Source organism: Streptomyces sp. MMBL 11-1, from assembly GCF_028622875.1.
Taxonomy (GTDB): domain Bacteria; phylum Actinomycetota; class Actinomycetes; order Streptomycetales; family Streptomycetaceae; genus Streptomyces.
Map to the genome: position 1 here is coordinate 1,428,178 of NZ_CP117709.1, position 13,651 is coordinate 1,441,828.

General features: G+C 73.8%; 16 protein-coding genes. 3 read left to right on the forward strand and 13 right to left on the reverse strand.

Going from position 1 to position 13,651, the window contains the following annotated elements:
* Window positions 1-5 precede the first annotated feature (5 nt).
* Complete coding sequence (locus tag PSQ21_RS06105) at window positions 6-671, reverse strand: DUF4232 domain-containing protein (RefSeq protein WP_397992294.1); 666 nt, start codon at window positions 669-671, stop codon at window positions 6-8.
* 171 nt (window positions 672-842) lie between these two features.
* Here PSQ21_RS06105 and dapA point away from each other — a divergent pair, with 171 nt between their 5' ends.
* The gene (gene dapA, locus PSQ21_RS06110) at window positions 843-1,724 is read left to right on the forward strand and encodes a 4-hydroxy-tetrahydrodipicolinate synthase (RefSeq protein ID WP_274029377.1); all 882 of its coding nucleotides are present in this window, start codon (window positions 843-845) and stop codon (window positions 1,722-1,724) included.
* 37 nt (window positions 1,725-1,761) lie between these two features.
* Here the strand turns inward: dapA and dapD are convergent, their stop codons facing one another.
* The 7 genes from dapD to PSQ21_RS06145 all read right to left on the reverse strand — a co-directional run bounded on the left by dapD (window position 1,762) and on the right by PSQ21_RS06145 (window position 7,172).
* Complete coding sequence (gene dapD / locus PSQ21_RS06115) at window positions 1,762-2,760, reverse strand: 2,3,4,5-tetrahydropyridine-2,6-dicarboxylate N-succinyltransferase (RefSeq protein WP_274029378.1); 999 nt, start codon at window positions 2,758-2,760, stop codon at window positions 1,762-1,764.
* A gap of 132 nt (window positions 2,761-2,892) precedes the next feature.
* A complete protein-coding gene (locus PSQ21_RS06120) occupies window positions 2,893-3,402 on the reverse strand; it encodes a peptidase S26 family protein (protein WP_274029379.1) in 510 nt (169 codons plus the stop codon).
* Window positions 3,399-5,375 (reverse strand): ABC transporter ATP-binding protein, encoded by a 1,977-nt coding sequence (locus PSQ21_RS06125; RefSeq protein ID WP_397992363.1) that lies wholly within the window; start codon window positions 5,373-5,375, stop codon window positions 3,399-3,401. Before PSQ21_RS06125 ends, PSQ21_RS06120 begins: the two co-directional genes overlap by 4 nt.
* Entirely contained in the window at window positions 5,372-6,016 is a 645-nt protein-coding gene (locus PSQ21_RS06130) for a redoxin domain-containing protein (protein WP_274029381.1), read from the reverse strand. The genes PSQ21_RS06125 and PSQ21_RS06130 overlap by 4 nt, the downstream gene beginning before the upstream one ends.
* The gene (locus PSQ21_RS06135) at window positions 6,013-6,576 is read right to left on the reverse strand and encodes a MauE/DoxX family redox-associated membrane protein (protein WP_274029382.1); all 564 of its coding nucleotides are present in this window, start codon (window positions 6,574-6,576) and stop codon (window positions 6,013-6,015) included. Before PSQ21_RS06135 ends, PSQ21_RS06130 begins: the two co-directional genes overlap by 4 nt.
* Before the next feature lie 112 nt (window positions 6,577-6,688).
* Entirely contained in the window at window positions 6,689-6,904 is a 216-nt protein-coding gene (locus tag PSQ21_RS06140) for a hypothetical protein (protein WP_274029383.1), read from the reverse strand.
* Between the two features lie 46 nt (window positions 6,905-6,950).
* A complete protein-coding gene (locus PSQ21_RS06145; RefSeq protein WP_274029384.1) occupies window positions 6,951-7,172 on the reverse strand; it encodes a hypothetical protein in 222 nt (73 codons plus the stop codon).
* A 431-nt stretch (window positions 7,173-7,603) separates the two neighbouring features.
* Here PSQ21_RS06145 and PSQ21_RS06150 point away from each other — a divergent pair, with 431 nt between their 5' ends.
* Window positions 7,604-10,003, forward strand: a complete 2,400-nt coding sequence (locus PSQ21_RS06150) for an AfsR/SARP family transcriptional regulator (protein ID WP_274029385.1) — start codon at window positions 7,604-7,606, stop codon at window positions 10,001-10,003.
* Between the two features lie 183 nt (window positions 10,004-10,186).
* Here PSQ21_RS06150 and PSQ21_RS06155 read toward each other — a convergent pair whose 3' ends face one another.
* Both PSQ21_RS06155 and PSQ21_RS06160 read right to left on the reverse strand, forming a co-directional pair.
* The gene (locus PSQ21_RS06155; RefSeq protein WP_274029386.1) at window positions 10,187-10,762 is read right to left on the reverse strand and encodes a TetR/AcrR family transcriptional regulator; all 576 of its coding nucleotides are present in this window, start codon (window positions 10,760-10,762) and stop codon (window positions 10,187-10,189) included.
* Window positions 10,762-11,088, reverse strand: a complete 327-nt coding sequence (locus tag PSQ21_RS06160) for a DMT family transporter (protein WP_274029387.1) — start codon at window positions 11,086-11,088, stop codon at window positions 10,762-10,764. The genes PSQ21_RS06155 and PSQ21_RS06160 overlap by 1 nt, the downstream gene beginning before the upstream one ends.
* Window positions 11,089-11,387: 299 nt before the next feature.
* Here PSQ21_RS06160 and PSQ21_RS06165 point away from each other — a divergent pair, with 299 nt between their 5' ends.
* Window positions 11,388-12,377, forward strand: a complete 990-nt coding sequence (locus PSQ21_RS06165; protein ID WP_274029388.1) for a hypothetical protein — start codon at window positions 11,388-11,390, stop codon at window positions 12,375-12,377.
* Between the two features lie 23 nt (window positions 12,378-12,400).
* On the opposite strand, the gene PSQ21_RS06170 is transcribed toward PSQ21_RS06165, so the two are convergent.
* The 3 genes from PSQ21_RS06170 to sufU all read right to left on the reverse strand — a co-directional run bounded on the left by PSQ21_RS06170 (window position 12,401) and on the right by sufU (window position 13,643).
* Window positions 12,401-12,766, reverse strand: coding sequence for a VOC family protein (locus tag PSQ21_RS06170; RefSeq protein ID WP_274029389.1), 366 nt, complete (start codon window positions 12,764-12,766; stop codon window positions 12,401-12,403).
* 86 nt (window positions 12,767-12,852) lie between these two features.
* Window positions 12,853-13,191, reverse strand: a complete 339-nt coding sequence (locus PSQ21_RS06175; RefSeq protein ID WP_003969897.1) for a metal-sulfur cluster assembly factor — start codon at window positions 13,189-13,191, stop codon at window positions 12,853-12,855.
* A complete protein-coding gene (sufU, locus tag PSQ21_RS06180; RefSeq protein WP_274029390.1) occupies window positions 13,188-13,643 on the reverse strand; it encodes a Fe-S cluster assembly sulfur transfer protein SufU in 456 nt (151 codons plus the stop codon). The genes PSQ21_RS06175 and sufU overlap by 4 nt, the downstream gene beginning before the upstream one ends.
* Window positions 13,644-13,651: the final 8 nt, after the last annotated feature.

Here is a 13,651-nt window from a genome sequence, read left to right on the forward strand (position 1 = left end):
CCTCATCAGGTGCCGAGTTCGGTGCGCCAGGCCGTCGTGTTGAGTTCGTCCATCAGCCGGATGTCGTGACCCTCCAGCGGGAAGACCCGCGCCGGGAGACCGGGGGCGGCGGAGATCTCCAGGGCGTCACCCTCGATGAGGTCGCCGCCCTCGGGGGTGGAGACCCAGGCGAGGATCGACTTGACGGTGCGGCCGGGGTCCAGCAGGACCTTCTTCGGGCCCGGGTCGCCGCCGAAGTACGAGCCGTCCTCGTTGACCTTGACGGGGAGGCCCCGGCCGTCCTCGCCGAGGGCGCGTACCGAGGGGTAGCCGTCGACGGCGTAGGGCTCGCTGCCGCAGTTGGTGAGCGTGAGCACGACGGCCCGGTGCATCATCCCGGTCTCCACCGGGCCCATGTCCACCACGGCCCCGGAGGCGGGGCACTTCCCGGGCGGGGCGGGGGTCGGGGCGGTCTGTGCCGTGTCGCCGTAGGCGGGCGCGGGGGTCGGTGGCAGCGTCTCGGCGCGGACGATGCCGGAGCGGGGCGGGGAAGCGGACGGGGCGGGGTCCCGTTCCTCGCCCTCGCCGGCCGGGACGAGGAAGCCGGAGCAGCCGGTCAGAGCGGTCAGCGTCGCCGCCAGCAGCACGGCCGAGGCCTGTCTCCGCACCCGTACGCACACACCCATGCCCATGCCCCCCACCTCTCGCCGCCCCGTCGGCGCGGCCTGTCGTCCATGTGCTGATCATGTCAGAAGAGGTGTCGAGAGCAGCCTCCGCACCCGCGGACTCTTCAGCGTCTCTTGCCAATCGCCCCAAGAAGATCTAAGTGGACCTACACGGTGCCGGGAGCCGACACTTCGGACATGACCGCCACCGCACCACGCCCCTTCGGCCGCACACTCTGCGCCATGATCACGCCCTTCACCGCCACCGGGGCCCTGGACCCCGACGCCGCCCGTGCGCAGGCCGCGCGCCTGGTGGCGGAGGGCTGCGACGGGATCGTCCTCAGCGGCACCACGGGCGAGTCCCCCACGACGACGGACGCCGAGAAGGCCGCTCTGCTGCGGGCCGTCCGCGCGGAGGTCGGTGCCGGGGTGCCGCTGCTCACCGGCGTCGGGGGGCCGGACACCGCGCACACCCTGCGCCTGGCGCGGGAGGCCGAGGAGGCGGGCGCGGACGGGCTGCTGGTGGTGAGCCCGTACTACAGCCGCCCTCCACAGGCAGCCGTCGAGGCGTATTTCCTGCGGGTCGCGGACTCCACCGGTCTGCCGCTGATGCTGTACGACATTCCCGGCCGCACCGGCGTGCGGATCGAGCCGGAAACCCTGCTGCGGCTGGCTGAGCACCCGCGCGTGGTGGCGGTCAAGGACTGCTCCTACGACCTGCTCGGCTCGACGAAGGTGATGGCCCGCACCTCGCTGGCGTACTACTCGGGCTGCGAGGAGCTGAATCTGCCGCTGTACGCGGTGGGCGGTGCGGGGTACGTCAGCACGGTCGCGAACGTGGCCCCGCGCCAGGTACGGGCTCCGCTGGACGCGTTCGACGCGGGCCGCACCGACGAGGCGGCCCGGCTCAACGGGCTCACGGCGCGCCTCGTCGAGCTGATGATGGCGAGCGGCCTCCCCGGAACCGTCACCGTGAAGGCGCTGCTGGACGCCGGGCCGGTCCGGGAACCGCTGCAGCCCGCCGGGCGCGGGGCGGCCGACGGGCTGCGTGCGGCGTACGAGGAACTCCTCGCGGCCTGATCTCCTGGCGGCCTGATCTCCTCGCCTGGTGAACGGGTCAGTTGTGGGCGTGCAGGACCTCGTTGAGCCCGCCCCACACCGCGTTGTTCGGGCGGGCCTCGACGGTGCCGGTGACCGAGTTGCGGCGGAAGAGGATGTTGGAGGCGCCGGACAGCTCGCGGGCCTTGACGACCTGGCCGTCCGGCAGCGTGATCCGCGTGCCGGCGGTGACGTAGAGACCGGCCTCGACGACGCACTCGTCGCCGAGCGCGATCCCGACGCCCGCTTCCGCGCCGACCAGGCAGCGCTCGCCGATGACGATGCGCTCCGTGCCGCCGCCGGAGAGGGTGCCCATGGTGGACGCGCCGCCGCCGATGTCCGAGCCGTCGCCGACAACGACGCCCGCGGAGATGCGGCCCTCGACCATGGAGGTGCCGAGGGTGCCCGCGTTGAAGTTGACGAAGCCCTCGTGCATGACGGTGGTCCCGGCGGCGAGGTGCGCGCCGAGCCGGACGCGGTCGGCGTCGGCGACGCGTACGCCCTTGGGGGCGACGTAGTCCGTCATCCGGGGGAACTTGTCGACCGAGGTGACCTGGAGGTGCAGGCCCTCGGCGCGGGCGTTGAGCCGCACGCGCTCCAGGTCGTCGACGGCGACCGGGCCGAGCGAGGTCCAGGCGACGTTGGCGAGCAGCCCGAAGAGCCCGTCCAGGTTCTGGCCGTGCGGCCGGACGAGCCGGTGCGAGAGCAGGTGCAGGCGCAGGTAGGCGTCGTGCGCGTCGAGCGGCTTGTCGTCGAGCGAGGAGATGACCGTGGACACGGCGACGATCTCGACGCCGCGCCGGGCGTCCACGCCGAGGGCCTTGGCGGCGCCCTCACCGAGCCGGTTGACCGCCTCGTCCGGGCTGAGGCGCGTCGTACCGGCCGGGCCGGGGTCGGAGGTCAGCTCGGGGGCGGGGAACCAGGTGTCGAGGACGGTGCCGTCACCGGCGACGGTGGCGAGGCCGGCGGCGACGGCGCCGGTGGTGCGGGCAGAACCCTGGGAAGTCGTGTCGGTCATGAACAGCAACCTAACCGGCCGGGGCCCGCTCGGGCGAACCGGTCTCAGCGTGCGGCCTCTCCCCCGCCGCCCTCGCGCGCTCCCCCGGTGCGGGCAGTCGCCGCGCCGCCGGCACCGCTCCTCCGACACCCCTCAAGTGCTGTCCCGCGATTCCCGGCGGGCGCGCGGCAACAGCCCTCGGCGCGTGCCCGGCGGCTCCTGCCCGGGTCCTGATCCGCCGGGACGTACGGGGGTGTGCCGAGGCAGGGGGCGTATCACCCTGCCGGTCAGCAGAGTGCGGGGGACATAGCCGAAGCGGCGGGAGTCGAGGCTCACGGGCTGGTTGTCGCCCAGGACCAGGTAGTGGCCGGAAGGCACGACCGAGCCGGGCGGGACGTCCAGCCGCTCGGCCATGAGCGCGGGGACCGGGTCGCCGGGGCCGGCGGCGATCCGTTTGATGATCAGGCCCTCGCGCGTGAGCCCCTCGTCCCGCGCGCCGGAGGGCGGTTCGAGGACGACGACATCGCCCCGGGCCACCCGGCGCGGGCCACGGCGCACCAGGACGCGGTCCCCGTCGTGGAGGGCGGGTTCCATGCTCGGGCCGGTGACGGTGACGGCCAGCAGGCGGGTCCGCAGCAGACGGCGGGCGAGGCGCACGATCACGGGGGTCCTCCGCCCGGGGAGGCTCCCGCCACCACGTCGGCGGGCGGCCTCGGCGCGGCCCCGGTGGCGTGGACCGGCGGGGCGGGTAGGGAAGACCCCGCGTCGTGCGCGACGGCGTCGGGCGCGTACCCGCTGGCCTGGAGGGTGAACAGCCGGGCGTACACCCCGGAACGGCGCATCAGATCGGCGTGCGGTCCCCGTTCGACGATCCGGCCGTCCTCCAGGACCACGATCATGTCCGCGTCGCGCACGGTGTTGAGGCGGTGGGAGATGAGCAGCCCCGCCCGGCCCGCTCGGTGGCGTCGCAGCCGGTGGTGGATCTCGTACTCCGCCTCGGGGTCGAGGCCGGAGCCGGGTTCGTCCAGGACGAGGAGGTCGGCGTCGTCCCGGATCAGGGAGCGGGCGAGGGCGAGCCGCTGCCACTGGCCGCCGGAGAGGACGACGCCGGTCGTGGCGTCGTCCTTGTCCTGCTCGCTGAAGAAGATCCGGCTCAGCAGGGTGTCATAGCCGTGGGGCAGGCCCGTCAGCCGGTCGTGGACTCCCGCGACGCGGGCGGCCTCTTCCACCCGGTCACCGTCCCGGAGTGCGGTGAGGTCGCCGAGGGCGATGTTCTCGCGGGCGGTCAGGTCGTACTCCATGAAGTCCTGGAAGGTGGCCCCCATCCGGCGGCGCAGCTCACGCGGGCACAGTTCGCGCAGGTCGACGCCGTCCCAGAGGATCTGTCCCCGGGTGGGATCGTAGAACCGGCACACCAGCTTCACCAGCGTGGACTTCCCGGCGCCGTTGAGACCGACGAGGCCCACGGCCTGTCCGGCGGGCAGGACCAGGTCGACGCCCCGGAGCACCCAGGGCTGGTCCTCCCCGTACCGGAACCACACATCGCGGAACTCCACCGAGTGGCGCAGCGGCGGCACGGGGCGGGGCCGGACGGGCAGGGGCAGGTCGGGCTCGGCGTCGGTCACGGCGAGGAAGTGGCGGAACATCAGGAGGGCGTGGTGGCCCGTGGCGAATTCGACGGCGAGTCCGGCCAGCGCCGACTGGACCGCGGGCAGTGCGGTGACCAGGACGGTCACCCCGCCGACGGTGATCTGCCCGGAGCGGGCTGCCGAGACCGCCCACAGCAGTCCGGCCCCCGCCACCAGGGCGGAGAGCAGCGCGAGCCCCGCCTGGACGGCCAGCTCCTGCCGGTCCATGCCCCGTTTCGCCGCATCCGAGGTACGGCGCTCCGCGACCATCCGGTCACCGAGGAAGCGCCCCAGGCCGAAGAGCCGGATCTCCTTCGCGGCCCGCAGGTCGGTCAGCAGGGCGCTGTAGAACAGCTCCCGACGCTCCACCGGGCCCACCGACCAGACGAGGGCGGCCCGTCGGCGGCTGAGCGCGATCTCGGCGCCGAGGACGAGGACGCCGGAGGTCAGGACGGCCGCCGCCATCCAGGGGCCCAGCAGGGTGAGCGCGCCGAGGAATCCGGTGAGGGTCACCGCCGCGCCGACGGTGCCGATGACGCTGCCGACCGCGTCGACCGGTGCGGAGCCGCCGTACTGACGGGCCATCCGCAGCCGGTCCAGGAAGCGCGGGTTCTCGTAGGGGCCGATGCCCGTGAACCGGTCGACGGCGGTGTGCAGTTCGATCTGCGCGCGCAGCCCGACCGCCCGGCCGAGCTGGGCCCGCAGATACTGGAGGAACTGGGGGACGACGGCCAGGGCGACCCCGCAGCCGACCAGCAGCAGGACCGGACCGGTGAGGGAACCGCCGGCGGAGGGGGCGGCGACCAGGCGGTCGATCACGGCCTTGAGGGTCCAGGCGGCGGCGACCGGGGCGGCGGACGCGGCCACCGTGAGCGTCAGCCAGCCCGCCAGGGTGGCGGGCGCCGCCCGGCCGGCCAGGCGGACCGCGGCGACCAGGACGGTACGGAGCGGGGAGGGGCGGGGCTCGTCACCGGGCCGGGCGACGACGACGGGGGCGGGCCCGGTCATCGGGCCGCGACGGGGGTGCGGGGCCACAGTCCGACTTCCGTCACCACGAGACCGCCGTCGGGGCCGCGCCCGACCCGTACGCAGCTGGGAAAGGCCTTGACGGCGAACGCCGTGGTCACCGGGCCGTCATAGGGTTCCTTGACGGTCGGCACCACGGCGGCCAGAGCGGCGGCCATGGATCCGGTGTCCTCGCCGGACCTGTCCGGTCCGCGTGAGTCCCGATCCCCGTGCGAGCCGTGCGAGCCCTGTGTGTCGTGCGAGCCGCGTGTGTCGTGCGTGTCGCTGACGACGACGGCGAGCACCTGCCGGGCCTCCTCGGGGCTGTCCGCGTACCGGGCGACGAAGCCGGGCAGCTTGTCGCGACAGGGCGCGCAGGTGGGCGAGAAGAACGCGACGAGGGTTCCGTCGGCGAGGTCCCGGTCGGTGACGGGGCTGTCGGGCGGGCCGGCGGTGAAGGAGGGCACAGGGGTGCCGACGCTCGCGGTCCCGGACATGCCTCCGGGGGAAGCGGCGGCCGGCACCGCTGTCCGCCCCAGCAGGTCGGAGTGTTCCCGCAGCCGTCGGACGACGCCGACGGTGAGGACGAGGTCGACCAGGGCCAGGGCTCCGACGGCGAGGACAGCGGCGGCGAGCGGACTCACGGGGCGGTTTCCTTTCGGGGCAGGGGACGAAAGAGCGCGGCGAGGTCGTCGAGGACCGTGACGAGCAGGCCGAGGACCGCGCCCGCGAGGACGGCGGTCAGCACCGCCACCGGGTCGCCCGCGGCGGGGCCGGGGACGGCCGTGGCGACGAGGCCGGTGACCGCGAGGGCCAGCAGGATGGAGTTGCGTACGGCGTGTACCGCGCCGAGCGGAGTCGCCGTACGGCCGAAGCAGTGGCAGGGTGTCCGACGGCCGCTGCGGGCGGCGGCGACGGCCAGCGCGGTGAACGCGGCGAGCAGTACGGCGGCGAGGCCGAGCCCGGCGACGAGTACGGCCGGCGGGGCGAGGGGGCCGGGCAGCGCGAAGGCGGGTACGAGGACGGCCTCGGCGGCCACCACCAGCGCGGCGAGGAGGCGGGCGGGCACCGGTACGGGGAGCCGCAGGGCTCGCACGGTCCCGGTGAACTCCACGAAGGCGGCCGGGTTCCGCACCTTGCCGAGGACGGAGCGGGTGAACACCAGCAGCAGACAGCCACGGACCGCCCAGACGACGAGTTCCACGACGGTGTGTCCTTTCCGAGGGGGTGGCCGCGAAGGCACCGACAGGGCGGCACGCGCCCGGGGTGCAGCCCCTGAGAGGCCACCGTCAGGTCGCCTCTCAGGGGTCATGCCGTCAGCAGACGGCGCAGCGCTTGCCCTGGTACACACGGGTCCCGTCGGAACAGACCAGATCGGTGTAGATCGCCTTGAAGCCGGTGCGGTGGCACATCGGGACCATCGTCGAATTACATATTTCCTCGGTCCAGCACTCGACGGCGGCAGCCGCCTCCGCCCGGGGAACGAGGCGGTCGACCAGCGAATCGGACAGATTCCGGATCCACTCGCGCATGATGATCCTTTCGACTCGGTGAAGAAGGAGCGGTGCTGAGGTCAGGTCAGCCGTTGCACCAGGCGCAGCGGACGCCCTTGTAGGTGCGGGTGCCGTCGGCGCACACCCGGTACATGAAGTAGCCCCAGCGACTGGTGCTGCCGCAGAGCTGGAGCGGGCCCTGCATGCAGGTCTCCTCGACCCAGCACTCGGTGGCGGCGGCAGCCTCGGTCTTCGGGACCAGGCGGTCGATCAGGGCATCGGAGAGGCTCTCGAACCAGGCACGCATGAAAGGTCCTTCGGTCGGTGGATGAGCGGCCGGCCCGGGGCGGACCGGCCGGTGCGGCGCTCGCAGCGGTGGCGCGGGGGCGGCGGACCGCCGTCCACCCGGAAGTGGCGGACCGCGGTCGTACGGAGGGCCTGTTCCGGCCCCGTCGCGGGGCGGGGACGCCCTGTCGGCGGGCCCGCTCCTTCCGACGCCCGGTGGGGCCGACCGCCGGGGGTGCCCGAGGGGTCGGCCAGAGAGCCGGGCGCGTTCTGGAACCGCTGGTCCATGGAAGTCCTCTCGGTGGGTGGGAGGACCCACGGTGTGCTCCCGGCCGGTTGCGCAGGAGCGCCTTCGACCCCGTCAGCTTCCGTGGGCGCTCTTGCACGAACCTTGATCGGATCTAAAACCGGCGACGGCCGGCGGTAGGGCACTCAGCAGACGGGCGGAGCGCGTTGGCAATCTGGTACGGAGTCCTCGGGGAGATCGAGGCCCGGCGGGACGGACGCCGGCTGGACCTCGGCCCGGCCCGGCAGCGGACCGTCCTGGCGGCGCTGCTGATGGATGTGGACCGGGTGGTTCCGGTGGAGGGTCTGGCGGAGCGGGTCTGGGGCGACCGGCCGCCGCGCCGGGTCGCGGCGGCGGTGCACACCTATCTGTCACGGCTGCGGCGGGTGCTGGAGCGGCCCGCGCCGGACGCCGTCGTACCGGAGGGCGCCCGTGAGGGGCGGCCCGCGATCGTGCGGCGGCCCGGCGGCTACACGGTGCCGGCCGGTCCGGGCACGGTGGATGTGCATCTCTTCCACGATCTGGTCGCCCGCGCGCGGTCGGCCGACGGCGACGGGGCGCTGGAGCTGTACGACCGGGCGCTGGCGCTGTGGCGGGGTGAGCCGTTCGCGGCGGTGGACACCCCGTGGTTCAACGCGGCGCGGGCCTCGCTGTCGGAGCAGCGGCACGCCTGCCGCCTGGACCGCAACGATCTGGCGCTGCGGCTGGGGCGCCACGGCGCGCTCCTGCCGGAGCTGGGCGCCTGCCACGACGAGCGCCCCTGGGACGAGCGGCTGACCGCCCAGCTGATGATCGCGCTGTGGCGGAGCGGACGCACGGCCGAGGCGCTGCGCTGCTTCGAGCGGGTACGGTGCGCGCTGGCGGAGGAGTTGGGCAGCGATCCGGGGCCGGAGCTGCGGCGGCTGCATCAACAGGTGCTGGCAGGTGATCCGGCGCTCGGGCCGGTGCGGCGACCGGACTCGCCGGTGGCGGACTTCCGCACGGCGTCCGGAGCCCCCGCGGGAGCGGACTCCCGCCCACCCTCCGACGGTTCGCCGGCCGGGGCGGTACCGCGCGAACTGCCGTCGGCGGGTAGGTACTTCACCGGGCGTACGGCTGAACTCGCCCTGCTGGACGCGGCACTGGACCGGTCGCCGGACGAGACGCCGGGCACCGCGACGACCACCGGCCCCGGCGCGGGGGCGGTGTGTGTCATCAGCGGCGGTGCGGGGGTGGGCAAGACCTCGGTGGCGCTGCACTGGGCGCACCGGAACCTCCGCCGTTTCCCCGACGGGCAGTTGTACGTGGATCTGCGCGGGTTCGCCCGCTCGGGCGGCCCGCTGACGCCCGTCGCGGCGCTCCGGCTGCTGCTGTGCGGTCTCGGCGTCGACCCGGCGGCGGCGCCGGCGGGCCGGCAGGCGCTCGCCGGGCTGTACCGGAGCCTGGTCGCGGACCGCCGGGTGCTGATCGTGCTGGACGACGCCGCCGACGCCGAACAGGTGGCGGCGCTGCTGCCGGGGAGTACGGGGGCCGCCGTACTGGTGACCAGCCGCCGCCGGCTGACGGGCCTCGCCGTCACCCAGGGGGCGCACACGGTGCCGCTGTCCACGCTGTCCCGGGCGGACTCCCGGGAACTCCTCGGGCACCGGTTGGGCGAGGCGCGGCTGGCGGCCGAGCCGGAGGCGACGGCGGCCGTCCTGGAGGAGTGCGCGGGTCTGCCGCTGGCGCTCGGCGTGGTCGCGGCGCGGGCGGCGGCCCGGCCGGGCTTTCCGCTGGCGGGCCTCGCCGAGGAGCTGCGGGACGCGACGGGCCGGCTGACCGCTCTGGGGACGGGTGATCCGTCGGCGGACGTCCGGACGGCGCTGCGTCTGTCGTACCGGGCGCTGAGCGGTGCCGCGGCCGGGGCGTTCCGGTTGCTGTCGGCGGTGCCGGGGCCGGACATCGGGCTGGGCGCCGCGGGGAGTCTGCTGGGCTGTTCCCCGGGGTCGGCGCGGGTGCTGCTGCGGGAGCTGGAGGCGGTCCATCTGCTGGAGCAGCACGGGCCCGGCCGGTACCGGGTGAACAGGCTGGTGCGGGTGTTCTCGGCCGAGCTGCGGGAGGCGGGGCCGTGCGAGCGGGCACTGCGGCGGGTGCTGGACCACTACGCGCACACGGCGTGGGCGGCCCGTCGGCTGCTGGGCCCGTACGGGCGTCGGCCGGTGTGGCTGGGGCCGCCGCTGCCGGGGGTGACCCCGGAACGGCCCGCCGACCGGCGTGCGGCGGGGGCGTGGTTCCACGCCGAGTGGGCGTGTCTCGCCGCGGCCCGACGGCTGGCGGAGCGGCGGGGGTGGGACTCGGTGGTGTGGGAACTGGCGCGGGTACTGGACGGCCTGGTGCCGCAGCAGGGCCGGGCGTACGGGGCGGGGGGCAGGGCCGCGGGAACGGGGAGGGGCGAGCTGCCCGGCGGGGCGCGCCGCCGCGTGGTCCACGGCCGTCGCCCGGGGTATCCCATGGCGGAGACCGGGGCGCGGGGAGGCGGTACGGACGGCGGGGGCGGCGGGGGCCGGGCACCGGCGGGGGCCGCGCCGACGTTGCCGTGTCTGGCGTGAGGGATCACGGCGCTGCCTCGCGGGTGGTGGTCCGCGTGATACCCGGCACCGGTGCGGCAGGTCAGGGCCCCGCGCTCCGGCACGTCCCGACGGAGCGGCGGTCGCGCTCCCCACGGGCCCACCGGTGTCGGCTCGGACGTGACGTACAAGGAGACGGCGCGGGGCTGGCTCGCGGTGAACGGATCATCGAGTGCTGGCGCCGTCCGCGATCCGGGTCAGCATCTTCCGGGTGCAGGGCGCGTCGAAGGTGCCGCCGGTGAGCAGCACCTGGAGACAGATGCCGTCCATCAGCGCGACGAGCGCCCTCGCGGTCTCCTGGTCGGTGTGCCGGGAGAGCAGTTCGACGGCCTCCCCGGTCCACTCGGCGGCGACGGGGCGCAGCGCGGGGCGGCGCAGGGCGGCGAGGTACAGCTCGTACTCCAGCTCGATCGCCCCGCGCTCGCCCGCGAACCACCGGTCCAGCAGGCGGGTCAGCTCCTCGGCGAGGGCGGCGGGTCCGGCGGGTCCGGCGGGTCCGGCGGGGCCCGCCAGGACCTCGCTGCCGCGCAGGGCCTGCACGAAGTTCTCGTTGCACCGGCGCAGGGCGGCGACCAGGAGTTCGTCGAGGGAGCCGAAGTGGTACGTGGTCGAGCCGAGCGGCACGTCGGCCTCGGCGGCCACGGTGCGATGGCTGAGACCGGCCAAGCCGTCGGCCGCGATCACGCGCAGCGCCGCGTCGATGATCCGCGTCCGTCGCCCTGGGTCGTACCGCCGGGCCATCAGTGCGCCCCGCCCAGGTTGAGGACGACGACCCCGGCCACGATCAGGGCGATGCCCGCGATCTTGACCAGGCCGCTGGACTCCCCCAGGAAGAGGATCCCGATGAGGGCGACGGCCGCGGTGCCGACCCCGGCCCAGATGGCGTACGCCGTGCCCACGGAGAGCGTCTTGAGGGTCTGCGCGAGCAGGGTGAAGGCGATGAGGTAGCCCACCGCGGTGCCGATCGAGGGCCAGAGCCGGGTGAAGCCCTCGCTGTACTTCATGGCGGTCGTCCCGGCCACCTCCGCCGCGATGGCGGCGGCCAGCAGTCCGTATGCGTATCCCATGTGTACGACTGTACCCAACGTTGCGTACGGCCGTACATATCATCGGCCCACGTCGGGGGCGCTACGGTGTGCCGACCGACCACACGGCCCGGCGACCGGGCCGACGACACAACGGAGACGCAGTGGCGCAGGACGCAGGGTGGGGCAGCGGCCCGTACGGGGGCGCACCTCACGGTGGGGGGCCCTTCCACGGGGGCGCGCAGGGGCCGGGCGGCGGCTGGAACGGCGGGTGGGACAGCGGATGGGCCGCACCGCCCAAGCCGGGGGTCATACCCCTGGCGCCGCTGAGGATCTCGGACATGCTCAGCGGCGCCTTCTCGACCCTCGGGCGGTACTGGAAACCGCTGATCGGGATGGCGCTGACCCTGTTCGGCGCGGCGACGCTCGTGATGATCCTCGCCCTGGTGGTCGCCGCCTCCGCCGTCGCCACCCACTGGGACGAGCTGACGTCCGACTCCCCGGGCTCCCCGGACGCGGCGGAACTCGTCCCGCTGGGCATCGCGTTCGGCGTACTGATGATCATCGGCGTCATCGTCTACCTGCTGGCGTCGGCCGTGGTGCAGGCGGCGGTCCCGGTGGTCCTCCAGGAAGCCGTCCTGGGCCGCCCGATCCGCTTCGGCACCGTCTGGAGCCGTGCCTGGTCGCGGGTCTGGTCCATCATCGGCACGGTGTTCCTGACCGGCCTGATCGCGATCATCCCGATGGCGCTCCTCATGACCGCCATCGCCGGGCTGACGATCTACACCGTCTCGCTGGGCGACGAGGACGGCGTCGTGCCACTGATCGTGATCGGCCTCATCGGCACCCTGCTCGTCGCCCCCGTGGCGGTCTGGCTCTGGGTGCGGTTCTCCCTGGCCCCGACGATCGTGGTCTTCGAGAACCAGCGCCCGGTCGCGGCCCTGCGCCGCTCGGCCCAGCTCGTGCGGGGCAGTTGGTGGCGGGTCTTCGGCGTCGGGCTGCTCGCCTACGCGCTGGCGGCCATGATCGGCTACACGATCCAGCTGCCGTTCCAGATGATCGGCCTGCTCCCCGGCCTGTTCGACCCGGCGGACATGGACGCCGACGCGAGCGGCGGGGAGCTCATCGCCCTGTTCGGCGGCCTGATGCTGCTCTCGTTCATCAGCCAGCTGATCGCCCAGCTCTTCACGGCGATCTTCCCGCCGCTGGTCGTCGGCCTGCTGTACGTCGACCGCCGGATACGCGCGGAGAACCTGGGCCCGGTGCTGGCCGAGGCGGCGGGAGCGACACTGCCCGAGCAGTACGGCCCGCCGCCGCCCGCCCCCGTGTGAGTTCGAAGGGGCCGGGCCGGGGCTCAGTCGGTCAGGGTCCGCTTGGGGCGCAGCACACAGAACTCGTTGCCCTCCGGATCGGCCATCACCACGAAGGTGGCGTCCGGCCCCTGCCCGACGTCCACCCGCCGGGCGCCGAGCGCGAGGATGCGCTCGACCTCGGCGTCCCGGTCGTCGGGGGTCAGATCGATGTGCAGTCGGTTCTTGACGGTCTTCCCCTCCGGTACGGCGAGGAAGCACATGCCCGGAAACGCGGTCTCGTGGGCGCCGATGACGATCTCCTCCTCGTCCTCGAAGAGCACCTGCCAGTCCAGCACCGCGCTCCAGAAGCGGGCGAGGAGCGGCAGGTCGTGAGCGTCGACGGCGATGTGGTAAATGGAGACGGCCATGCCCGCCAGTGTGCCTGGCGGGCATGGCCGTTCACCACTGCCCCGGGGACGTGTCAGATGTCGGACCCGTCCGAGGGGGGGACGCGTCAGACGTTGAAACCGAGCGCGCGGAGCTGCTCGCGTCCGTCGTCGGTGATCTTGTCCGGGCCCCACGGCGGCATCCAGACCCAGTTGATCCGCAGCTCGTTGACGATGCCGTCCGTGGCGGACTTCGCCTGGTCCTCGATGACATCGGTCAGCGGGCAGGCCGCGGACGTCAGGGTCATGTCGAGGGTGGCGATGTTGGCGTCGTCGACGTGGATGCCGTAGATCAGGCCCAGGTTGACGACGTCGATGCCCAGCTCGGGGTCGACGACGTCGTACAGCGCCTCGCGGACCTCCTCCTCGGAGGCCGGCTTCATGGTCGCGGTCTCGTTGTCGCTCATGCGGTCTTCCCTTCGGACAGCGCCTTGGCCGTCGCGTCCTTCCACGCCATCCAGCTCAGCAGCGCGCACTTGACCCGGGCGGGGTACTTGGAGACGCCGGCGAACGCAACGGCGTCCTCCAGCACCTCCTCCATCGCGTCGTCCGGCTCCAGCTGCCCCTTGGACTGCATCAGCTCCAGGAAGGTCTCCTGGATCTTCCGCGCCTGGGACAGCTCCTTGCCGACGAGCAGGTCGTTCAGCACGGAGGCGCTGGCCTGGCTGATGGAGCAGCCCTGGCCGTCGTAGCTCACGTCGGCGATGGTCTCACCGTCGTACTTCACCCTGAGCGTGATCTCGTCGCCGCACGTCGGATTGGTGTGGTGCACCTCCGCGTCACCGTCCCGCAGGCCACGCCCGTGGGGGTGCTTGTAGTGGTCCAGGATCACTTCCTGGTACATCGAATCAAGCTTCACCAGTCAAC